Source organism: Pseudomonas sp. B21-053 (assembly GCF_026016365.1).
GTDB lineage: Bacteria > Pseudomonadota > Gammaproteobacteria > Pseudomonadales > Pseudomonadaceae > Aquipseudomonas > Aquipseudomonas nunensis.
This window is the reverse complement of the sequence record NZ_CP087205.1, coordinates 274,039-296,887: the sequence shown is the minus strand read 5'-3', so window position 1 is coordinate 296,887 and position 22,849 is coordinate 274,039. Positions and strand designations below refer to the sequence as shown.

The following is a 22,849-nucleotide window of genomic DNA, read 5'->3' as shown; positions in this document are numbered from 1 at the left end:
GTTTGAATGTGGGGATCAACTGTCTTGATCCCCACGTTTTTGGATCAACCCTGTAGGAGCTGCCGAGTGAAACGAGGCTGCGATCTTTTGATCTTGCTCTCTAAAAACAACATCAAAAGATCGCAGCCTCGTTTCACTCGACAGCTCCTACGGGTGCGGTGTCGTTCACAACATTCATGTACGACACCCAGAATTGAAGAGAACCACCATGAGCAACTTGACCATCGTTCCCCTGAGTTCGGCCCTCGGTGCGCAAATCAGCGGCATCGACATCAGCCAGCCGCTGGACCAGGAACAGCGCGACGCCATCGAACAGGCACTGCTCAAGCACCAGGTGCTGTTCTTCCGCGACCAGCCGATCACGCCACAGCAGCAAGCGCGTTTCGCCTCGAATTTCGGCGACCTGCACATCCATCCGATCTACCCGAATGTGCCGGAACAACCGGAAGTGCTGATCCTCGACACCGCCGTCACCGACGTGCGCGACAACGCGATTTGGCACACCGACGTAACCTTCCTGCCAACCCCGGCCCTGGGCGCGGTACTCAGCGCCAAGTTGCTGCCGGAGTTCGGCGGCGACACCTTGTGGGCCAGCGGGATCGCGGCGTATGAGGCGTTGTCGGCGCCGATGAAAACCTTGCTCGAAGGCCTGACCGCGACTCACGATTTCACCCGGTCGTTCCCGCTGGAACGCTATGGCAACACGCCTGAGGCACTGGCGCAGTGGGAAGAAGCCCGGCGCAAGAATCCGCCGCTGTCGCACCCGGTGATCCGCACGCACCCGGTGAGCGGGCGCCGTTCGTTGTTCGTCAATGAAGGGTTCACGTCGAAGATCAATGAATTGTCGGAGACCGAAAGCGAGGCGATTCTGAAGCTGCTGTTCGCCCACGCGACCCGGCCGGAATTCACCATTCGCTGGCGCTGGCAGAAAGACGACGTGGCGTTCTGGGATAACCGCGTGACCCAGCATTACGCGGTGGACGACTACCGCCCGGCGCGGCGGGTGATGCAGCGGGCGACGGTGTTGGGGGATGTGCCGTTTTTTTAAGATCAAAAGATCGCAGCCTTCGGCAGCTCCTACAGTGACCGCGTTCGCCGCAAATATTGCGGTCGAACATCAATCCCGTAGGAGCTGCCGAAGGCTGCGATCTTTTGCTTTTTAAAGGTTACTCAGCCGTCGAAGGCTTCTCCCAAAGATTGATCCCGCCCTCTTGGGCAAACCGATCGATCTCCGCCAGCTCTTCTGCGCTAAAGCTCAGGTTCTTCAACGCCCCGACGTTTTCGATGATCTGCTCCGGCCGACTTGCGCCGATCAGGGCCGAGGTCACGCGTGGGTCGCGCAGGGTCCAGGCCAACGCCAGTTGCGCCAGGCTCTGGCCGCGACGCTTGGCAATCTCATTGAGCCCACGCACATGGGCGATGTTGGCTTCGGACAGGTGCGATTCCTGCAACGAACCACCGCCCGGACGATTGACCCGCGCGTCCTTCGGAATGCCGTTGAGGTATTTGTCGGTTAACAGGCCTTGAGCCAGTGGAGTGAAGGCAATCACGCCGGCGCCGAGTTCGTCGGTGACATCCAGCAGATCCTTTTCCACCCAGCGGTTGAGCAGGTTATAGGCCGGTTGGTGAATCAGCAGCGGCACTTTCCACTCTTGCAACAGCGCGGCGATTTCGCGGGTTTTTACCCCGGAATACGACGAGATGCCGATGTACAACGCCTTGCCCTGCTGCACCGCAGTGGCCAATGCGCTGGCGGTTTCTTCCAGCGGAGTGTCCGGGTCGAAGCGGTGGGAATAGAAGATATCCACGTAATCGAGGCCCAGGCGTTGCAGGCTCTGGTCGAGGCTGGCCAGCACGTATTTGCGCGAACCACCGCCCTGGCCGTACGGGCCTGGCCACATGTCCCAACCGGCCTTGCTGGAGATGATCAACTCGTCGCGGTACTGCTTGAAGTCTTCGCGCAGCAGGCGACCGAAGTTGATTTCGGCGCTGCCATACGGCGGGCCGTAGTTGTTGGCCAGGTCGAAGTGATTGATGCCCAGGTCGAATGCGGTGCGCAACAGCGAGCGCTGGGTGTCGATCGGCGTGCTGTCGCCGAAGTTGTGCCACAGGCCCAGGGACAGCGCCGGCAGCACCAGCCCGCTGCGGCCTACGCGGCGGTAAGGGATGGAGTCATAGCGGTTTTCGGCAGCGGTGTAAGTCATCGAATCCTCTCTTGTCTGTTTTGTCTGGAGTCTGTGGGAGCCAAGCTTGCTGGCGAAGGCGTATTCAAGATTGTCTTCGCGGGCAAGCCTCGCTCCTACAGGGTGTTACGCAAATCTATTGCCTGGCCTGGCGAGTCCAAGGTTCTGGCGCAAGGTCCGGCCTTCGTACTCTGTTCTGAACAAGCCTCGGCGCTGCAGTTCCGGAACCACGCCATTGGCAAAGTCTTCCAGCCCACCCGGCAGGTGCGGCACCAGCACATTGAAGCCGTCCGCCGCGCCTTGTTCGAACCATTCCTGCAAGCGGTCGGCAATCTGTACCGGCGTGCCCACCAGGCTGTAATGCCCGCGACCGCCGGCAATCTTGCGGCCCAGTTCGGCGAGGCTGAGGTTTTCCCGGCCTGCCAATTCGGTCAGCAGTTTCTGACGGCTTTGCTGGCCGCTTTCGGTCAATGGTAATTCCGGCAGCGGTCCGTCCAACGGGTACTTCGACAAGTCGAAGTTGCCCAGCATACGCCCAAGTAATGCGACGCCAACCCCGGGTTCGACTAATTGCTGAAACGTTTCATGTTTCTCCTGCGCCTCGCTTTCGGTCTGCCCGACCACAACAAAAACACCGGGCATGATTTTCAGTGAATCGGCACTGCGACCGTAGCGACTCAAGCGTCCTTTGAGGTCCGCATAAAACGCCTGTGCATTGGCCAGAGAAGTCTGCGCGGTGAACACCACTTCAGCAGTTTGCGCCGCCAGTTCACGACCGAGTTCGGAAGAACCGGCCTGCACAATCACCGGTTGTCCCTGGGGCGAGCGCGCCACGTTCAGCGGGCCTTTGACCCGGAAGTGCTCACCGACATGATCCAATACGTGTACTTTTTCCGGGTGGTAGTACGTACCGCTAACTTTGTCGCGCACGAAAGCATCGTCTTCCCAGCTGTCCCACAATCCGGTAACCACCTGATAAAACTCCCGAGCCCGGCTGTAGCGGTCGGCGTGACCGATATGCTCGTCACGACCAAAATTCTGCGCTTCGGCGGCATTGTCGGAAGTCACCAGATTCCACCCCGAGCGCCCCCCGGAAAGATGGTCCAGGGAGGCGAACTTTCGTGCTACGTGGTACGGCTCGTTATAGCTGGTTGTAGCGGTGGCAATCAGCCCGATACGCTCGGTCACAGCGCTCAATGCAGCGAGCAAAGTCAGGGGTTCAAAGTGGTCTGAGCGCGCCATGTGGCTGGCAATCGCTCCGGTTGGCGCCGCCAGGCTGTCGGCGATGAACAACGCGTCAAACTTCGCCGCCTCGGCAATCTGCGCCAGGTGCTTGTAGTGGGCGAAGTCGAGTCCGGCGTCGGCCGGCACATCGGGGTGACGCCAGGCAGCGACGTGGTGCCCGGTGGCCATCAGGAACGCGCCGAGCTTGAGCTGTCGAGACATGGTCAGAAGTCCTTGCGCAGTTGCACGCCGAAGTAGCGCTCATCGTCCCGTGGCACGGCGCGGTAGATGTAGCTGCCACCGCTGGCCAACAATGGCGAGTAGGACTTGTCGGCGAGGTTCTTGCCCAGCAGCGCGACGCGCCAGCCGTTGCTGTAATCCGCCAGGGCCACGCTGGCGTTCCACAAACCGTAGGCGCCCTGCTTGGTATCGACGTTCTGGCTGATGTCGTACTGCACTTCGCTTTGCCAGCTGTAGTCGGTGCCGAGCTCGATATCCAGGCCGCTATCCAGCGGGATGCTGTAGTCGGCACGCACGTAGCTTTTCCAGTCAGGACTGAACGGCAGCGGCTTGCCGTTGACGTTGCACGACGCCGCCGCGCCGGCCGGGCAAGCGAACTCGTCGATGCGCGCGCGGGTGTAGGCCAAGGCGCCGGAGAACTTCAGTTGCTGGGTGGCCTGCAAGGCGTAATCGAGCTCGACGCCTTCGGTGCTGACGCTGCCGGCGTTGATCAAACGGGTCACCACCTGCCCGGCAACGGTGTCGAAGAAGTTCGCCTGATAGTTGTCGTAATCGCTGTGGAAAATCGCGAGGTTGGTGGTCAGGCGATTGTTCCAGGAAGTGGCTTTGATCCCGGCCTCCCAGGTGTTGGAAGTCTCCGGTTTCAGCGCCTCGGTGTCCCGTGGCTGCATGTTGAAGAACACGTTGTAGGCCGGGCCTTTGTAGCCGCGCGAATAGGTCAGGTACGTGGTGACCGTGTCGCTCAAGTCGTACTGCACACCGAGCCGCCCGGACCAGCCGTCCTCGTCCACCGAACCCGAACTGCTGGTGCCCGGCTGAATGCCGCTGACGGTGGTGGCCGACGTGGAGACCCGGCGGTGATCGTATTCCAGATCATCGTGGGTCCAGCGCAGGCCGGCGATGCCACGGAAATTCGAGGTGAAGTTGAGGGTGCTTTCGCCGAACACCGCGTAGCTGTCGCTGGTGGTGCTGTAATCGGCGACACCACGGTTGACGCTGGTCGGCGTGGTCAGCGTGCGCTGATAGGTCTCCTCATCCTTGCCGTGCATGTAGAACAGGCCGCCAACGTATTCGAGGAATTCGCCTTTTGGCGACGCCAGACGCAGCTCCTGGGAATACTGATCGAACGCCAGATCGCCCTTGTCGGCGGTACCAGGGAACGCCGCGGTCACGGTGCCGAGGCGATCGCCGTCCTGATACTGCGTGTTGTCCCAGCCACGCCACGCAGTGATCGAGGTCAGGGTGTAATCGCCGAGGTTCCAGTCGAGCTGGCCGGACAGGCCCTTGTTGATGTCATCGACGTGGCTGCGGGTGTCGGTGTTGATGTCGCGGTTGTCGCTGGACGCCCGCACCGAGTTCAAGGCATTGGCGAACGCCGGGGTCAGGGATTTGCTGACCACGCCGTTGGGCGCGTCGTCGTGGGACTGCATGTAGTCGGCAATCAGGGTGAATTTGAGGTCGTCGTTCGGGGTGAATTCCAGTTTGCCGCGCACGCCTTTGTGGTTGTAGCCGTTGACCTCCTGGCCGTTGTGCTCGTTGTCGACGTTACCGTCGTAGCTGCCGAACAACGTGGTGATCGAGCCCTTCAGCGTGTCCGGAATCAGGCTGCCGCCAATGCCGAATCGGGTGCGGCTTTCGTTGCCGCTGTAGTACGACTGATCGATGAAACCGTGGGTCTCGGCGGTCGGCGCTTTGCTGGTGATGTTGAGCACGCCGGCCGAGGCATTCTTGCCGAACAGCGTGCCCTGAGGGCCACGCAGTACTTCGATGCGCTCCAGGTCCAGCAGGTCGAGGGTCGCCTGGCCCGGACGGGCATAGACAACGCCGTCAATCACCGTGGCCACGGTCGGCTCGACGCCTGGCGAAGTGGAAATCGTGCCGACACCGCGGACGAACAGCGAGGTGTCCTTGTTCGACGCGCCAGTACGGAAATTCAGCGACGGCACCTGCTGCACGATGCTCGCCACGCCGTTGCGGTTGTCGCGCTCAAGCTGCTCGCCATCCAGCACCGATACCGCCACCGGGACTTTCTGCAACGACTCTTCGCGACGAGTAGCGGTGACCGTGACGGACTTGAGGGTGGGTTCCTGATCCGCGCTGTCGGCGGCGAATGCGCCAGGCACAGGCAGCGCGGTCAAACCCGCGAGCAGCCAGCCCAGATGCGGCCGGCGTGGTGTAGCGGCGCGAATCGATCGCGCCAATTTGTGTGATTCCCCAGGAATGCTGTGCATGGTCTGCCCGCTCGAAAAATTGCCCTGAACCGCTGCCCTTCTGCGAAGACAGCGCCTGTGAATGTGTCTTGGGCATTCGCTCGAGCGAGTAGCAGACAGAACGCTTTGTTAGCGCTAACATCGCCAGTATCGGCAAGCCGGACATAGACCGTCCAATACTGAAAAATTACTTTTATATGCGTTTTGGTTTTTAAGAGGGATCACCCATTGAGTGAAGACAAGCCCCGCAAACGCCGTGGCGCTGGCCGTGTAACGCTCAATACCGTGGCGCGGCAGGCCGGGGTTTCGGCGATCACCGTGTCGCGTTATTTCAATCAGCCGGAACAGGTATCGCCGGAGCGGCGCGAGCGCATCGCGGCGGTGGTGGCAGAGTTGGGTTACGTGCCGAACCTGGTGGCCGGTGGGCTGGCATCGGCGCGCGGCAAGATTGTCGGCATGGTGATCCCGAACATCTCCGGGCCGATCTTCGCCAACACCATCCAGGGCTTCAGCGACACCCTGAGTCGCCATGGCTATCAACTGTTGCTGGCGTCGAGCTACTTCAGCGCCGAGCAGGAAGAAAGCGCCGTGCGGGCGTTCCTCGGCTGGTCGCCGGCAGCGCTGGTGCTGACCAGTCACTTCCACAGCGCCGGCACCGAAAAGATGATTGCCGAAGCGGATATCCCGGTAATCGAAACCTGGGATTACCAACCCGAACGCGAGCCGCTGCAGATCGGTTTTTCGCATTTTGAGGTGGGCGTGACGGCTGCGCGGTATCTGCATGGCAAAGGCTATCGGCGGATAGCCTTCGTGCAGAACAGCGCGCCCGGGGATCTCAGTGCATTGGAGCGACGGGATGGCTACGCGGCCACCGTTCGCGAGTTGGGGCTGGAACCGTGGGTGTTCGCCCCGGATGCGGACCGCGCGCCGTTCGAGGCCGGCAAACAGACGATGGAAGCCCTGATGAACGCCTCACCCCGCCCTGACGCCATCATCTTCGCCAACGACAACCTCGCCGCCGGTGGCTTGCTGGCCGGGCAACGTGCGGGGCTGAAAATCCCTGAGGACTGCGCGGTCCTCGGGTTCGGCGATTACCCGTTCGCCGAAATGCTACTGCCGAGTTTGAGCACCATCAAACCGCCCGCGCTGGAGATCGGCGTACTGGCGGCGACGCGAGTGCTGGAGAGCCTCGGGGTGTTGCCGGTGGAAGATGAGGTGCAGCGGTTGAACCTGCTGGAATGCCACGTGATCGAGCGCGAAAGCGCCTGACGGAACTCCACAATACCTGTGGGAGCGGGCTTGCTCGCGAAGGCGGCGTGTCAGACGATATCAATGTTGAATGCCAGGACGCCTTCGCGAGCAAGCCCGCTCCCACAGGTTTATTTGCCAGGCTTTATAGTCGTGGCTACCGCGCCCCCGCAAACACTTCCCCCAACCAATCCACAAACACCCGGACCCGTGGCGACATGTGGCGGTTGTGTGGGTACAGCACTGAAACCGGCATCGGTGGCGCCGGTGTGGCGGTGAGGATTTCCTGCACCAGGCCTTGGGTGATCTGGGTTTCCATCCGGTAGTGCGGGCACTGGATGATGCCGAGTCCGGCAATCGCCGAGGCGGCGTAGATCTCGGCGCCGAACACGGACAGTGCGCCATCGATGGTCACTTCCTGCAGTTCGCCATCGACCATGAATTCAAACGGGAACTGCTTGGCGGTGGTGCGCGACACGTAGTTCACCGCGCGGTGATTTTTCAGGTCTTCGAGGCTTTTCGGTTCGCCGTATTTGCGCAGGTACGCGGGGCTGGCGCAGGTGATCTGGCGCAGGTTGGCCACGCGTTTGCCGATCAATGCCGAGTCACTCAGCGTGCCGGCGCGCAGCACGCAATCGACGCCTTCAGCGATCAGGTCGACAAAGCGGTCGGCCTCGCTGATCGACAGCTCGATGTCCGGATAACGCGCCATGAATTGCGGCAGCGCCGGGATCACAAAGTGCTTGGCCAGGGTGCCATGCAGATCCACGCGCAGCCGCCCTTTCGGCGCCACGCCGCGAAACGCCAGTTCGGCTTCTTCGAGCTCCGCCAGCAACTGCACACAACGTTGGTAATACGCCTCGCCATCCAGGGTCGGGCGCACTTTGCGTGTGCTGCGCTCCAACAATCGCGTGCCGAGCCAGGCTTCGAACTGGTTCAGCGTATGGGTCAGCGTGGCCCGTGGCAGGTTCAGGTCATCGGCGGCCAGGGTAAAGCTGCTGCGCTCGTAGATCCGCACGAAAACCTTCATCGCTTTGACTTGATCCACGTTCGGCTCCTGAGCTTCGATTGTTGGTGATTATTGAACAGTCAAGGCAACTCTCGTGCATTTATCGCCCTGAGTAAACATGTGAAATTGGCTCCACCCCAAGCCAATCACTTCACAGGAACCACCGCCATGACCACTCAAACTTCGAAAGTAGCCATCGTCACCGGCGCCTCCCGCGGCATCGGCGCGGTGATCGCCAGGCAACTGGCCAGCGAAGGTTTTGCCGTCGCGATCAACTACGCCAGCAGCGCCACCGAAGCCTCGAAACTGGTAGTCGAGCTGCGTCAGGCCGGCCACCAGGCCATAGCGATCAAGGCTGATGTTTCCAGCGCCGACGACGTTCGCCGTTTGTTCGACGAGACCGAAGCGCAACTGGGCAAGGTCGATGTGCTGGTCAACAACGCCGGCATTCTCAAGGTGCTGCCACTGGCCCAGCACAGCGACGAGCTGTTCGACCAGAACTTCAACATCCACACCCGCGGCACGTTCAACGCCCTGCGTGAAGCCGCCACGCGCCTGAACAGTGGCGGCCGGATCATCAACTTCTCCAGCAGCACCGTCGGCCTGAACCTGCCGGGTTACGCGGTGTACATCGCCAGCAAAGCGGCGGTGGAATCCCTGACCCAAGTGTTCGCCAAGGAAATGCGCGGTCGCAACATCACGGTCAACGCGGTCGCACCGGGCCCGGTCGCCACCGACCTGTTCCTGCACGGCAAGAGCGAAGAACAGATCCAGACCTTCGCCAAAATGGCGCCGCTGGAACGCCTGGCTCAGCCAGAAGATATCTCCCGCGTCGTGTCTTTCCTGGTCGGCCCGGATTCGAGCTGGGTCAACGGGCAAATCCTGCGGGTCAACGGTGGTCTGGTCTAAGCCAGCCGAATCAAGGAGAACCTTATGAAAAACGTCATCCTCATCACGGGCGCCGGTACCGGTATTGGCAAAGTCGCCGCTGAATCCCTCGCCCGGGCTGGGCACATCGTCTACGCCAGCATGCGTGATGTGAACGGACGCAACGCCACACGGGCCGATGCTATTCGCCAATGGGCGAAGGCGCAGAACGTCGAGTTGCATCCACTGGAACTGGACGTGTTATCCCAGGATTCGGCCGACGCTGCGGTCGCCTCCATCGTCAAGGATCAAGGTCGCCTCGACGTGGTGATCCAGAACGCCGGGCACCTGGTGATCGGCCCGAGCGAAGCCTTCACCGCCGAAGAAATCATGAAAGTCTTCGACACAAACTTCTACGGTGCCCATCGGGTCAGCCGCGCGGTGTTGCCACAGATGCGCGCCCAGGCTTCGGGGTTGGTGTTGTGGATCAGCAGCTCCACGACCAAGGGTGGCTTCCCACCGTTCCTCGGGCCTTATGCCGCCGCGAAGGCGGCGATGGATTCCCTGGCGGTGAGCATGTCCTATGAACTGACCCGCTTCGGCATCGAAACCTCGATCGTGGTGCCCGGCGCGTTCACCCGTGGCACCGATCATTTCCCGAGCGCAGGCAAACCGGCCGACATCGCGCGCAGCGACGCCTATGCTCGATATGACGGGGTGATGGATAAAGTCGGCGAACGATTGAGCGCATTGACCCCGGACGATGCCGATCCGCAAGCAGTGGCCGATGACATCGTACGCATCGTCGGACTGCCGCAAGGCTCACGGCCGGCGCGCTCGGTGATCGATTTTGTCGGAGATGGCGCGGCTGAGGTGCTGGAAGTGTCGGAGCGGGTGCGGATCGAGTTTGCCAAGCGGATCGGGATTGATGATTTGCTTCGTGTGAGTCAGTAAGGACGCCTTCGCGGGCAAGCCTCGCTCCTACGGAACGCGCGCCCCCTTGTAGGAGCGAGGCTTGCCCGCGAAAGCGGCCTATCAGGCACCAAACATCTAAAGGACGGACCACACCATGCACACCACCATCATCATTTTCTTCGGCCTGGTCCTGCTGGCGCTGATGCTCTACATCGGCGAGCGAATCGGCTTCAGCCGCCAGACGCTGACCTACAGCTTCGTCGTGCTGTGGCTGGCCCTGACGGTGATCAATGGCGCGGTGGGCGTGGTCACCGCCGGCCAATCCGTGAGTTCGGAACTGGTGGTCGGCACGGTGGTGTTCAGCGTGCCGGTGGCGGCGCTGGTTCTGTTCATGGTGCTGAGCAAAACCTAGACGCCACCGGCTCCCGATCAACGAACCAAATGCAGGAACTGCATGTGCCGTTCGTACTGGTCGAGGATGTCGTTGATGATCTGTTCCTTGGTGTAACCCACCAGATCGTAGTCCTGACTGCCCTCGCTCAAATGCACTTCGGCCCGGTAGTAACGACGGTTGTTAAGTTGCTTGGAACCCATGCCGCCACGGGCGAAGGACGGCGTGAAGTAACCACGCATCTGCACCTGATAGATAAACGGATGCTGCTCGCCATGGCCGATTTCCAGGCTGACGCTGTCGTTCGCCGGATCCGGCTGAGCGACCACGTTCAAACCCTTCTCGACGAACACCGCCGTCACTTCTTCAATCGCCGGACGCACCGTGGTTTCGAGGAAGCGATAGACCTCATCCCGCGATGGGAAATGCACCGCCTGACTCAAACGCTGACGCCAGCCGCCACGCTTGGAACCGGAGACCGGTGCCAGGGAGTGCATCTGCGCAATCTGCTTCTGGGACTCCAGGTAGAACGCCTTGTGCAGCCCCCACATCATCAGCAGCAGGATCATCGAGAACGGCAACGAGGTCAGCACAACGGCTGACTTCAACGCATCGATGCTGCCCGAGAACAGCAGCGCACTGGTCACCAACGCAGTCATTGCACCCCAGAACACCCGCAGCCATTTCGGCCCGTCTTCATCCGGGTTACCGCCCTTGGCAGAGAGCGTCGACAACACCACAGTGCCCGAGTCGGCGGACGTGACGAAGAACACGAAGCTGATAAAAACCGTCACCGCGATTACGGTTTTGCTCCACGGATAGGTTTCCAACAGCAGGTACAAGGTCATCGACGGGTTATCGATGGCCGACATACCGAGCGCCGTCATGCCGTGGTTGAGGACTTGGTCGATCGCGCTGTTGCCGAAGATCGACATCCACGCCAGGGTGAAACCGAGCGGGATCAGCAACACGCCGAAGACGAATTCGCGGATGGTCCGGCCACGGGAAATCCGTGCGATGAACAGGCCCACGAACGGCGACCATGCAATCCACCAGGCCCAGTAGAACACCGTCCAACCGCCCAGCCAGTCGCTGGGTTTGTCGTAGGCGTAAAGGTCGAAACTCTTCATCGGCAACGCGCCGAGGTAGTCGCCGATGTTCTGGATCAAGGTGTTGAGCAAGTGCTGCGTCGGGCCGGCAAACAACACGAACAACAGCAGCGCGCAGGCCAGTAGCATGTTGATGTCGGACATCACCCGCACGCCTTTATCGACGCCGGATACCGCCACGATGATCGCCGCGCCCATCATCAGGGTGATCAAACCGACCTGAATCCAGTGGGTGTGGGCGATGCCGAACAGGTAGTCGAGCCCCGAGTTGAGGTGCAAGACGCCGAAGCCCATGTCCGCGCCGAGGCCGAACACCGTGGCGATGATGCCGAAGCCGTCCACCGCGTAGCCGATCGGGCCGTTGATGCGTTTGCCAATCAGCGGGTACAGCGCCGAGCGCAGGGCCAGCGGCAGGTTATGCCGATAGGCGAAGTACGCCAGCGCCATGCCGACGAAAGCGAACACGCCCCAGCCATGCAGGCCCCAGTGCAGAAACAGAATCTGCATCGCTTGCCGCGCCGCTTCCGGCGTACCGGCGGTGCCTTGGGGCGGCTGTGCCAGGTGCGTCAGCGGTTCGGACACGCAAAAGAAAAACAGCGTGATGCTGATCCCGGCGGCGAACAGCATGCCGGCCCAGGACAGATAACTGAATTCGGGCTCGTCGTGGTCGGCACCGAGCTTGATCTTGCCGTAGCCAGACAACGCGGTGACCACCACGAAGACCAGATACAGGGTCATCGCGAGCATGTAATACCAGCCGACCGTGTTGGCCGCCCAGTTTTGCGCTTCCAGTAACCAGGCACCGGCCTGTTCGGGCATGGCCATGACGACGATGCCGAATAACAAAATGAAACCCGCCGCAAAGTAGAACACCGGCGGATTCATGCGGACCTGGCCGCTGGGGGAGGTGGACGGTGCACTCATGAACAGCGCACCTCAAGGGGGTGAAACAGGGCAATCAATAACGGACTCGGCAAGGGCAAGCCTCCTGTTGTGAGCGGGCAGCAAACCGGCGGTTTAACTTGAATGAGCGTTCAAGTTAAACATGAATAGCGTGCTAAGGACTAATTGCAGGGCTCGGCGGTCGCTTTCCTACGCTAGCTCAAGGAAGGGTATGACGCGGGGTTTGGAGGATTCGTTCACTGGAAAATTGGCGGAATGCCATTATCGCGGTTCGGCTTGAAACCATTCGCGGGCAAGCCTCGCTCCTACAGGTCGTGCGCCATTTTCATATCGGCACATGCCCTGTAGGAGCGAGGCTTGCCCGCGAAGAGGCCCGCTCAGTCAGCCAAGATTTCGAAGCTTACTTCTGCGTCCCATCATCATGCTGCAAATTCGCCTGCGTCAGGTTGCACCCCGCCGGCACGCTGCGGGTCAGCCACACGTTGCCGCCAATGGTCGAACCCTTGCCGATGGTAATCCGCCCCAAAATCGTCGCCCCGGCGTAGATCACCACATCGTCCTCAACGATCGGATGCCGCGGATGGCCCTTCTGCAACTGCCCGTCCTCGTCCGAAGGGAAACGCTTGGCGCCCAGGGTCACGGCCTGATAAATCCGCACCCGCTCGCCAATGATCGCCGTCTCGCCGATCACCACACCCGTCCCGTGATCGATAAAGAAGCTGCGGCCGATCTGCGCGCCCGGGTGGATATCGATACCGGTAGCGGAGTGGGCGATTTCCGCGCTGATCCGCGCCAGTAAAGGCAACCCGGCGCGGTACAAATGGTGGGCGAGGCGATGGTGAATCACCGCCAGAATCCCCGGATAGCACAGCAACACTTCATCGACGCTGCGGGCCGCCGGGTCGCCGTGATAAGCCGCCAGCACGTCGGTGTCCAACAGACTGCGCAGCCCCGGCAATGCGAGGGCAAAGTCCTGGATGATCTGGATCGTCTTGGCCTCGACTTCGGTATCGGCCTGGTCGCTGTGGCGAGCGGCGTAACGCAGCTCAAGCCGCGCCTGGGCCAGCAACGCATTCAGCGCGACATCGAGGGTGTGGCCGACATAGAAATCTTCACTCTCTTCACGCAAATCCACCGGCCCGAGGCGCATCGGGAACAACGCACCGCACAAGGCTTCGAGAATCTCCGCCATTGCCGCCCGGGACGGCAACTCGCGACCGCCCTGCTCGCCGCTGGCGCGGCCGTTTTGTGCACGCCATTGATCACGCGCGGTGCGCAGTTGGCTGACGATGGTCTGCAATTGCCAATGGCTGGAACGCTCGCTCACGGTAAAAACTCCTCACGGGCGGCCGGACTGTCTGGCCGCGTTGACGGCGATTACTTTACGGCAAGGGCTCGGAGCCGAATTAAGAACCAATTGTGCTGTGACCAATACATTCGGATATAAGCGATTGACGGTTGCCCGTACAAATAGGCGTGCCTATAGTCCTGACATCTCTTCCCGCCAGTACGGACCCATGATCAAACAATCGCTTGCCCGCTTTAACCGCCTCGACTTGCTCGGCCATCCCACCGCCCTGGAAAAACTTGAACGACTGTCGACCTGGTTGGGCCGCGATGTGTACGTCAAGCGCGATGACCTGACGCCGCTGGCCATGGGCGGCAACAAGCTGCGCAAACTCGAATACCTGGCCGCCGATGCGCTGGCCCAGGGCGCTGACACGTTGATCACCGCCGGCGCGCTGCAATCCAACCACGTGCGCCAGACCGCCGCCATCGCTGCCAAGCTTGGCCTGGGTTGTGTGGCGCTGCTGGAAAACCCGCTGGGCACCGACGACGCCAACTATGTCGGCAACGGCAATCGGCTGCTGCTGGACCTGTTCGACACCAAGGTCGAGCTGGTGGAGAACCTCGATAACGCCGACGACCAACTGCAAGCCTTGGCCGATCGCCTGCGCAACAACGGCAAAACGCCGTATGTGGTGCCGATTGGTGGCTCGAATGCATTGGGCGCATTGGGTTATGTGCGTGCGGGCCTCGAATTGGCTGAACAGATCAAGGACACCGGCCTGCAATTCGCCGCTGTGGTCCTGGCATCGGGCAGTGCCGGCACCCACAGCGGTCTGGCCCTGGCCTTGAGCGAAGCACTCCCGGATTTGCCAGTGATTGGCGTGACGGTTTCCCGTAGCGAAGAAGATCAGCGGCCGAAAGTGCAGGGCCTGGCCGAACGCACGGCTGAGTTGCTGGGTGTGAGTTTGCCGGAGCATTTCAAGGTTGAACTGTGGGACGAATACTTCGGCCCGCGTTATGGCGAGCCGAATGCCGGGACGTTGTCGGCAGTGAAATTGGTGGCAAGTCAGGAAGGTTTGCTGCTGGACCCGGTGTACACCGGCAAGGCCATGGCCGGGTTGCTCGATGGCATCGGGCGTGGGCGTTTTGATGACGGCCCGATCATCTTCCTGCACACCGGCGGGGCGCCGGCGTTGTTTGCCTATAAGGATTTTCTGTAAGCAGAGCGAAGATCAAAAGATCGCAGCCTTCGGCAGCTTCTACAGTTGTCCGCCGATTCCCCTGTAGGAGCTGCCGAAGGCTGCGATCTTTTCAGCAGACACCACATATCTCCAAAAAGAATAACAAACTGAATATTTAGTATTTTCCTATCTATACACACCATCATATAGTCGCGCCGAAGGCGAATTTGGCGCGAGACGCATAAGCTGCTTTAGGGCAGGATATCGCAATCGTTCAAATCCCGATTTTGCCAACATTCCTAATAGCGTCTTCCATAAGAAAACACAGGGGCTTGTCATGAATTTTTCCGCACTACGTCGAAACCTGCTGGTTGGTTCGCTGGGCCTGGCACTGAGCGCCGGCCTGTTGGGGCAAGCGGTTGCCGGTGAGCAGCTGCAAAAAATCAAGGACGCAGGCGTGATCAACGTCGGCCTGGAAGGCACTTATCCACCGTTCAGTTTCGTCGACGCCGACGGCAAACTGGCCGGCTTCGAAGTCGAGTTCTCCGAAGCCCTGGCCAAAGAGCTGGGTGTGAAGGTCAAACTGCAACCGACCAAATGGGACGGCATCCTCGCGGCGCTGGAATCCAAGCGTCTGGACGCCGTGATCAACCAAGTGACCATCTCGGACGAGCGCAAGAAGAAGTATGACTTCTCCGAGCCGTACACCGTTTCCGGGATTCAGGCGCTGGTGCTGACCAAGAAAGCTGCGGAGCTGAACATCAAGACCGCCGCCGACCTGGGTGGCAAGAAAGTCGGTGTAGGCCTGGGCACCAACTACGAGCAATGGGTCAAAGCCAACGTGCCGACCGCTGACGTGCGCACCTATGAAGATGATCCGAGCAAGTTCGCAGACCTGCGTAACGGCCGCACCGATGCCATTCTGATCGACCGCCTCGCTGCTCTCGAATACGCCAAGAAAGCCAAGGACACCTCCGCTGCCGGCGAAGCCTTCTCCCGCCAGGAAGCCGGTGTTGCCCTGCGCAAAGGCGAGCCTGAACTGCTGGCTGCCGTGAACAAGGCCATCGACAAGCTGCGTGCCGACGGTACGCTGAAAAAGCTTTCGGAAAAATACTTCAGCGCTGACGTCACTCAATAATGGAAGAAGCTTTCCAACTTGCGCTGGACTCCGCGCCCTTCCTGCTGAAGGGCGCGTATTACACGGTCATCCTGAGCCTGGGCGGAATGTTCTTCGGCCTGGTGATGGGCTTTGGCCTGGCGTTGATGCGCCTGTCGCGTTTCAAATCGGTCAGCTGGCTGGCCCGCATCTACGTGTCGTTCTTTCGCGGCACGCCGTTGCTGGTGCAGTTGTTCGTGATCTATTACGGCTTGCCGCAATTGGGCATCGAACTCGATCCACTGCCAGCCGCCCTGATCGGCTTCTCGCTGAACATGGCGGCCTACGCCTGTGAAATCCTGCGTGCCGCGATCAGCTCCATCGAACGTGGCCAGTGGGAAGCCGCCGCGAGTATCGGCATGACCCGCGCGCAGACCCTGCGCCGGGCCATCCTGCCGCAAGCGATGCGCACGGCCCTGCCGCCGCTGGGCAACAGCTTTATCTCGCTGGTCAAGGACACGGCGCTGGCCGCTACCATCCAGGTGCCGGAACTGTTCCGCCAGGCGCAATTGATCACCGCCCGTACTTTCGAAATCTTCACCATGTATCTGGCCGCCGCCCTGATCTACTGGATTCTGGCCACGGTGCTCTCGCACCTGCAGAACAAGTTGGAAGAGCGGGTCAATCGGCACGACCAGGAGTCCTGACCCAATGATTGTCGTGGAAAAACTGACAAAGCAGTTCAAGGGTCAAGTGGTGCTCAACGGCATCGATCTGGAAGTGAAGGAAGGCGAGGTCGTGGCGATTATCGGGCCAAGCGGCTCGGGCAAGACCACGTTCCTGCGTTGCCTGAATTTCCTCGAAGAACCTACCAGCGGCCGGATCAAGGTCGGCGACATCGAAATCGATGGCAGCCGCCCGCTGAATCAGCAGCAAGGCCTGGTGCGACGTCTGCGCCAGCACGTGGGCTTCGTGTTCCAGAACTTCAACTTGTTCCCGCATCGTACGGCGTTGGAAAACGTCATCGAAGGCCCGATCATCGTGAAGAAGATGCCCCACGCCCAAGCCGTTGCCCTGGGCAAGAAGCTGTTGGCCAGAGTTGGTCTGGCAGGCAAGGAAGACGCGTATCCGCGTCGTCTGTCCGGTGGTCAGCAACAGCGTGTGGCGATTGCCCGGGCGCTGGCGATGGAACCGGAAGTGATTCTGTTCGATGAACCCACCTCGGCACTCGACCCGGAACTGGTCGGTGAAGTGCTGGCGACCATCCGCAGCCTGGCTGAAGAGAATCGCACCATGGTCATCGTCACCCACGAAATGGGCTTTGCCCGGGACGTGGCGAACCGCGTGGTGTTTTTCGACAAGGGTGTGATCGTCGAGCAAGGTGAGTCCAAGGCGTTGTTTGCCAACCCGAAAGAAGAACGGACGAAGCAGTTCCTCAGCAAGTTCCTGAATAACGCACACCACTAAAACCCAGACTTGAAACTTGTCAACTTCCACGGAAGGAAGTGACACTTACCCTCCGATAAAAACATCATCATTATCGCCAAACCTTTCTTCCCCCTCGCACCGAAGATATATAACTTGCTCTCTGAGCATGCGGTACATGTATATGTCCTGCAACAGAATCCTGCCGCCTAAAATCAAGCCAAAATCCACTCGCTTCGGCTGCACTGCTCAACGTAGGCAATGCATGAAACCGGGACAAAAACAGGGAAAAGTTCGACGGGGCGATGCCGCTAATTAACCCATCGTTGTGGGAAATTTCTGAATCACACTGAATCCAACTCCCAACTAACAAACTCTATTGACACCTATTCCGGCGCACTCTTATCTAGTCCCCAGCAGGCGCCAATTACTCAACTCAATCGTTATCAACAATCATCCATAACTCGCTGTTTTGTTGCTCGGTGATTCACGCCTTTTGATCTTCCAGAAACGGACTTCGCTGCAAGGCTTCAAGGAGAAAACCCATGACAAGCATCTCGAACAAAACCGAACTTGCGGCACCGACCCTGGCGCAATCCCACAGGAGCGGCATCAACATCACCTCGGCCGCCCATTTGCTGATCGCGGTAGCGCCCTATCCCGGCATGGACGAAGGCGATCTGATCGAACTCTACTGGGACGACTGCTATGTGGCGTCAAAGGCCCTGATCGTCGACGACGTCAAACGACCCGTGCAACTGCGAGTACCCGAGAGCTTTGTCATCAATGGCACCTCACACGTCCACTACCGCGTCATGCAGGTTGGGCAGGACCCGGCGCTGTCGCCGACCACACGGGTGCAGATCAAGCTCGATTGCCCGGGCGGCCAGGCACCGGCCCTGTCCGGTGACGAAAACCAGAGCCTGGCCCCAGTGAGCCTCCCCGAAACCATCCGCCGCCAAGGGGTCAACCCGAACCAGCTCAAACGCGGCGTACCGCTGACTATCGAGCCCTACCTGAACATGGCCATCGACGACGAAATCACCCTGCAATGGGGCGATGTGCGCATGGACCTGCCGAAACTGACGGCCGGGGATATTGGCCAGCCGATCCAGGTCTGGGTGCCGCCGGCGATCATTCTCGAAGCAGGCGAAGACCTGCGTCTGGAAGTGACCTACTGCATCCTCGACCGGGTGGGCAATAACTCCCGCTGGGCACCGCCACGGATGTTGAAGATCGGCTGTGCCAATCCCTACCTGAAAGTGCCGCTCAAAGAAGAACTCAAGGCGGCAGAACCCCGCAAACCCTGAAATCCCGTAGCAGCTGACGAGCACCGCGAGGCAGCGTTCGGCGGCGCAGCCGTCGCAAAATCAGCTAACGCGGTGTTTCAGATAGACCGCGTGCTTAGGGTTGACGACGGCTTCGCCGCCGAACGCTGCCTCGCGTTGCTCGACAGCTGCTACACAGCCCAACCCAAACGCCGACTGTTGCCCCACAAACAACTGTTGCGCTACGGACAGACGCCCTTCTATACATATTCCCAAAAGTTAGTTTATTAATTATTTATACACGCTTAGGGTATATGCACCGGACCACCGGACATTCTTGATATTCGTTCGCCGCCACCATCGCGGCGTTTCCATGAGATGTGAGGTAGGTATGGTCCACAACACAATCACCCCAGTGCAGATCGCCAGGGCATTGCGTGCAGCCAAGGAGCGGCACTGATGTCCAGTCTGGCAGAAGCCACCATCCAGAGTGACCTGGATATCGCCCCCCTGTTGTTGCCCGCGCAGGTTTTGCGCAACGACGCACAAGCCATCAAGGCTGCCCATGAGCTGGCGCAAACCGCCCGCCTGCAAGCGGCCAAACGTGACCAGCAGCGCAAGCTGCCGTGGTCGGAAATCGAACAGTTCACCCGCAGCGGCCTGGGCAGCATTGCCATCCCGCGCGAGTACGGTGGCCCGCAGGTTTCCTTTGTGACCATCGCTGATGTCTTCGCGATCATTTCCGCAGCGGATCCGGCGCTCGGGCAGATCCCGCAGAACCAGTTCGGCATCCTGAATCTGGTGCTGGGCAGCGCCACGGAATCGCAGAAAAAACAGCTGTTCAAAAGCGTGCTCGAAGGCTGGCGCATCGGCAATGCCGGGCCAGAACGCGGCACCAAGAACACCCTCGAACTCAAGGCACGGATCACCGCTGACGGTGACGGTTTTGTCATCAGCGGCCAGAAGTTTTACTCCACCGGCGCACTGTTCGCGCACTGGGTGGCGGTCAAGGCGTTGAACGATGACGGCAAGCAAGTGCTGGCCTTCGTCCGCCGTGGCACGCCGGGTTTGCGCATCGTGGATGACTGGTCCGGTTTCGGCCAGCGCACCACCGCCAGCGGCACCATTTTGCTCAACAACGTGCGGGTCGACGCCGAGCTGGTGGTGGATAACTGGAAGATCAACGACAGCCCGAACATCCAGGGCGCTGTGTCGCAATTGATTCAAGCAGCCATCGACGCCGGCATCGCGCGCGGTGCCATCGATGACGCTATCGAATTCGTCAAAACCCGCGCCCGGCCATGGATCGACGCCAAGGTCGAACGTGCCAGCGATGACCTGTACGTGATCGCCGACATCGGCAAACTGAAAATCGAACTGCACGCCGCCGAAGCGCTGCTGCGCAAGGCCGGGAAAGTGCTCGATCAGGTCAACGCCGCGCCGCTCACCGCCGAGTCCGCTGCCCGTGCCTCGATTGCGGTGGCCGAAGCCAAAGTGCTGACCACCGAGATCGCATTGCTCGCCAGCGAAAAACTCTTCGAACTGGCCGGCAGCCGCGCCACCCTCGCCGAATTCAACCTTGACCGCCACTGGCGCAACGCTCGCGTGCACACCCTGCACGACCCTGTGCGCTGGAAATATCACGCCGTCGGCACCTATCACTTGAACGGTACGTTGCCCGCTCGCCACTCCTGGATTTGACCAGACCTCTGGAGAAACACATGACTCTTTCTCACCACGTCGCGGTCATAACCAGCGATGAGCAAGCCCTGATCGTCGCCAGTGACCTGGCCGAAGATTTCAAACGCGACAGCGCCCTGCGCGACCGCGAGCGCCGTTTGCCGCACCCGGAACTGGAAGTGTTTTCCCGTTCGGGCCTCTGGGGCATCAGCGTGCCAAAAGAATACGGCGGCGCTGGCGTGTCCAACGTCACCCTGGCCAAAGTCATTGCCCTGATCGCCCAGGCTGACGGTTCCCTCGGGCAAATCCCGCAGAACCATTTCTACGCCCTCGAAGTGCTGCGCGTGAATGGCAGCGACGCACAGAAGAAACGCCTGTACGCCGAAGTATTGGCCGGTCAGCGCTTCGGCAATGCCCTCGCCGAACTCGGCACCAAGACTGCCCATGACCGCGTCACCAGCCTCAAGCGCGACGGAGACGGCTATCGCATCAACGGTCGCAAGTTCTACGCCACGGGCGCGATCTACGCCCAGCGCATTCCGACGTCAGTCGTGGATGAAAACGGCGTGCAGCAACTGGCCTTCGTGCCTCGCGACAGCCAAGGCCTGACCGTCATCGACGACTGGAGCGGTTTCGGCCAGCGCACCACCGGCAGCGGTTCGGTGGTGTTCGAAGACGTCTACGTTGCCGCCGAAGATGTGATCCCGTTTCAAAGCGCTTTCGAGCGTCCGACTACGGTTGGTCCGCTGGCGCAGATTCTTCACGCCGCCATCGACACCGGCATCGCTCGTGCAGCCTACGAAGATGCCCTGCATTTCGTGCGCACCAAGACCCGGCCGTGGATTGATGCGACCCATGAAAAAGCCATCGATGACCCGCTGACCATCAAGAGCTTCGGCCATCTGGCGATCCGTTTGCACGCCACCGAAGCGCTGCTGGAACGCTCCGGCGAATTCCTCGACAAGGCCCAGGCCGAGATGAACGCCGAAACCGTGGCCGCCGCCTCGATTGCCGTCGCCGAAGCCCGGGCCATCAGCACCGAAATCTCCCTCGCCGCCGGCACCACGCTGTTCGAACTCGCCGGCAGCCAGGCAACCCTGATCGAACATGGCCTGGATCGCCACTGGCGCAACGCTCGCGTGCACACGTTGCACGATCCGGTGCGCTGGAAGTATCACGCGGTCGGCAATTACTACCTCAACGATGAAAACCCGCCACTGCGGGGGACCATCTGATGGCCGACGCCAAAAAGAAAATCCTGCTCAACGCGTTCAACATGAACTGCATCGGGCACATCAACCATGGCCTGTGGACGCATCCACGGGACACTTCGACCCAATACAAAACCATCGAATACTGGACCGAACTGGCGCAACTGCTGGAACGCGGACTGTTCGACGGTTTGTTTATCGCGGACATCGTCGGCGTGTACGACGTCTACCAGAACTCGGTGGACGTGCCGCTGAAAGAGTCGATCCAGCTGCCGGTCAACGACCCGCTGCTGCTGGTTTCGGCCATGGCCGCCGTCACCAAAAACCTGGGTTTTGGCCTGACCGCCAACCTGACCTACGAGCCCCCGTATCTGTTCGCCCGCCGCATGTCGACCCTCGACCATTTGAGTCGCGGTCGCGTGGGCTGGAACATCGTCACCGGCTACCTCGACAGCGCCGCCAAGGCCATGGGCCTCAGCGAACAGGTCGAGCATGACCGTCGCTACGACCAGGCCGACGAGTACCTGCAAGTGCTCTACAAACTCTGGGAAGGTAGCTGGGAAAACGGCGCGGTGCTCAACGATCCCAAGCAGCGGATCTATGCGCAGCCGGAAAAAGTGCACAAGGTCGAGCACAAGGGCGAGTTCTATCAGGTCGAGGGTTATCACCTCTGCGAACCTTCACCGCAGCGCACGCCGGTGCTGTTCCAGGCCGGCAGTTCGGATCGCGGTTTGCTGTTCGCCGGGCGGCATGCCGAGTGCGTGTTTATCAGCGGCCAGAACAAACCGTCGACCAAGGTGCAAGTGGACAAGGTCCGCGCCAGCGCGGTCGAGGCCGGACGTAATCCCGAGGACATCAAGGTGTTCATGGGGCTGAACGTGATCGTCGGCGCCACCGAAGAACTGGCCTGGGCCAAGCACGCCGAGTACCTGAGCTACGCCAGTGCCGAGGCCGGCGTGGCGCATTTCTCGGCGTCCACCGCGATTGATTTTTCCCAGTACGAGATCGACGAACCGATCCAGTACGTGAAGAGCAACGCGATCCAGTCGGCGACCAAGAACCTGCAAAACAACGACTGGACCCGGCGCAAATTACTCGAGCAACACGCCCTCGGTGGCCGCTACATCACCGTGGTCGGCTCGCCGGAACAAGTGGCCGATGAGCTGGAATCGTGGATCGCCGAAACCGGCCTCGACGGCTTCAACCTGACGCGGATCGTCACGCCGGAAAGCTATGTGGATTTCATCGATCTGGTGATTCCGGAGTTGCAGCGTCGCGGGTCGTACAAAACGGCTTATGACAGCGGCAGCCTGCGGGAGAAGCTGTTTCACGGCGAGGCGCATTTGCCTGAGCGACACACGGGCTCGGCGTTTCGCCGCTAAAAGCTTCGCGGGCAAGC

19 protein-coding genes are annotated in these 22,849 nt (G+C 60.5%); 13 read left to right on the top strand and 6 right to left on the bottom strand.

What is annotated here, in order from left to right:
* Positions 1-208 precede the first annotated feature (208 nt).
* Entirely contained in the window at positions 209-1,048 is an 840-nt protein-coding gene (tauD, locus tag LOY68_RS01275) for a taurine dioxygenase (protein WP_265042480.1), read from the top strand.
* A gap of 118 nt (positions 1,049-1,166) precedes the next feature.
* On the opposite strand, the gene mgrA is transcribed toward tauD, so the two are convergent.
* The 3 genes from mgrA to LOY68_RS01260 all read right to left on the bottom strand — a co-directional run bounded on the left by mgrA (position 1,167) and on the right by LOY68_RS01260 (position 5,878).
* Positions 1,167-2,204 carry an L-glyceraldehyde 3-phosphate reductase gene (gene mgrA, locus LOY68_RS01270; RefSeq protein ID WP_054047800.1) on the bottom strand — a complete coding sequence of 346 codons (1,038 nt, stop codon included), beginning with the start codon at positions 2,202-2,204 and terminating at the stop codon, positions 1,167-1,169.
* Between the two features lie 105 nt (positions 2,205-2,309).
* Positions 2,310-3,629, bottom strand: a complete 1,320-nt coding sequence (locus tag LOY68_RS01265) for an LLM class flavin-dependent oxidoreductase (protein ID WP_265042478.1) — start codon at positions 3,627-3,629, stop codon at positions 2,310-2,312.
* A 2-nt stretch (positions 3,630-3,631) separates the two neighbouring features.
* Complete coding sequence (locus LOY68_RS01260; protein ID WP_265042476.1) at positions 3,632-5,878, bottom strand: TonB-dependent receptor; 2,247 nt, start codon at positions 5,876-5,878, stop codon at positions 3,632-3,634.
* 207 nt (positions 5,879-6,085) lie between these two features.
* On the opposite strand from LOY68_RS01260, the gene LOY68_RS01255 reads away from it, so the two are divergent.
* The gene (locus LOY68_RS01255; protein WP_265042474.1) at positions 6,086-7,126 is read left to right on the top strand and encodes a LacI family DNA-binding transcriptional regulator; all 1,041 of its coding nucleotides are present in this window, start codon (positions 6,086-6,088) and stop codon (positions 7,124-7,126) included.
* A gap of 136 nt (positions 7,127-7,262) precedes the next feature.
* Here LOY68_RS01255 and LOY68_RS01250 read toward each other — a convergent pair whose 3' ends face one another.
* Positions 7,263-8,153 (bottom strand): LysR family transcriptional regulator, encoded by an 891-nt coding sequence (locus LOY68_RS01250; protein WP_265042473.1) that lies wholly within the window; start codon positions 8,151-8,153, stop codon positions 7,263-7,265.
* Between the two features lie 129 nt (positions 8,154-8,282).
* Here LOY68_RS01250 and LOY68_RS01245 point away from each other — a divergent pair, with 129 nt between their 5' ends.
* From LOY68_RS01245 to LOY68_RS01235, 3 genes are all read left to right on the top strand, one after another.
* Positions 8,283-9,023, top strand: coding sequence for an SDR family oxidoreductase (locus LOY68_RS01245; RefSeq protein WP_265042472.1), 741 nt, complete (start codon positions 8,283-8,285; stop codon positions 9,021-9,023).
* 24 nt (positions 9,024-9,047) lie between these two features.
* A complete protein-coding gene (locus LOY68_RS01240) occupies positions 9,048-9,935 on the top strand; it encodes an SDR family oxidoreductase (RefSeq protein ID WP_265042471.1) in 888 nt (295 codons plus the stop codon).
* Positions 9,936-10,050: 115 nt separating this feature from the next.
* Entirely contained in the window at positions 10,051-10,308 is a 258-nt protein-coding gene (locus tag LOY68_RS01235; protein ID WP_163907718.1) for a hypothetical protein, read from the top strand.
* Positions 10,309-10,325: 17 nt separating this feature from the next.
* On the opposite strand, the gene betT is transcribed toward LOY68_RS01235, so the two are convergent.
* Together betT and epsC are read right to left on the bottom strand one after the other, a co-directional pair.
* The gene (gene betT / locus LOY68_RS01230) at positions 10,326-12,281 is read right to left on the bottom strand and encodes a choline transporter BetT (protein ID WP_204280807.1); all 1,956 of its coding nucleotides are present in this window, start codon (positions 12,279-12,281) and stop codon (positions 10,326-10,328) included.
* Positions 12,282-12,699: 418 nt separating this feature from the next.
* A complete protein-coding gene (gene epsC, locus LOY68_RS01225) occupies positions 12,700-13,626 on the bottom strand; it encodes a serine O-acetyltransferase EpsC (RefSeq protein WP_054047822.1) in 927 nt (308 codons plus the stop codon).
* Between the two features lie 190 nt (positions 13,627-13,816).
* On the opposite strand from epsC, the gene LOY68_RS01220 reads away from it, so the two are divergent.
* From LOY68_RS01220 to LOY68_RS01185, 8 genes are all read left to right on the top strand, one after another.
* On the top strand, positions 13,817-14,809 hold the full coding sequence (locus LOY68_RS01220) for a D-cysteine desulfhydrase (protein WP_265042467.1): 993 nt from the start codon (positions 13,817-13,819) through the stop codon (positions 14,807-14,809).
* A 298-nt stretch (positions 14,810-15,107) separates the two neighbouring features.
* Positions 15,108-15,908, top strand: coding sequence for a cystine ABC transporter substrate-binding protein (gene tcyJ / locus LOY68_RS01215; protein WP_054616549.1), 801 nt, complete (start codon positions 15,108-15,110; stop codon positions 15,906-15,908).
* On the top strand, positions 15,908-16,573 hold the full coding sequence (gene tcyL / locus LOY68_RS01210) for a cystine ABC transporter permease (RefSeq protein WP_054047827.1): 666 nt from the start codon (positions 15,908-15,910) through the stop codon (positions 16,571-16,573). Before tcyJ ends, tcyL begins: the two co-directional genes overlap by 1 nt.
* Before the next feature lie 4 nt (positions 16,574-16,577).
* Entirely contained in the window at positions 16,578-17,333 is a 756-nt protein-coding gene (gene tcyN / locus LOY68_RS01205) for an L-cystine ABC transporter ATP-binding protein TcyN (protein WP_054047829.1), read from the top strand.
* A 503-nt stretch (positions 17,334-17,836) separates the two neighbouring features.
* Complete coding sequence (locus LOY68_RS01200) at positions 17,837-18,601, top strand: hypothetical protein (protein WP_265042466.1); 765 nt, start codon at positions 17,837-17,839, stop codon at positions 18,599-18,601.
* A 417-nt stretch (positions 18,602-19,018) separates the two neighbouring features.
* Positions 19,019-20,260: an SfnB family sulfur acquisition oxidoreductase gene (locus LOY68_RS01195; RefSeq protein ID WP_265042465.1), complete on the top strand. Its 1,242-nt coding sequence runs from the start codon at positions 19,019-19,021 to the stop codon at positions 20,258-20,260.
* Positions 20,261-20,280: 20 nt separating this feature from the next.
* Entirely contained in the window at positions 20,281-21,474 is a 1,194-nt protein-coding gene (locus LOY68_RS01190; RefSeq protein WP_265042464.1) for an SfnB family sulfur acquisition oxidoreductase, read from the top strand.
* Positions 21,474-22,832, top strand: coding sequence for an LLM class flavin-dependent oxidoreductase (locus tag LOY68_RS01185; protein ID WP_265042463.1), 1,359 nt, complete (start codon positions 21,474-21,476; stop codon positions 22,830-22,832). The genes LOY68_RS01190 and LOY68_RS01185 overlap by 1 nt, the downstream gene beginning before the upstream one ends.
* Positions 22,833-22,849: the final 17 nt, after the last annotated feature.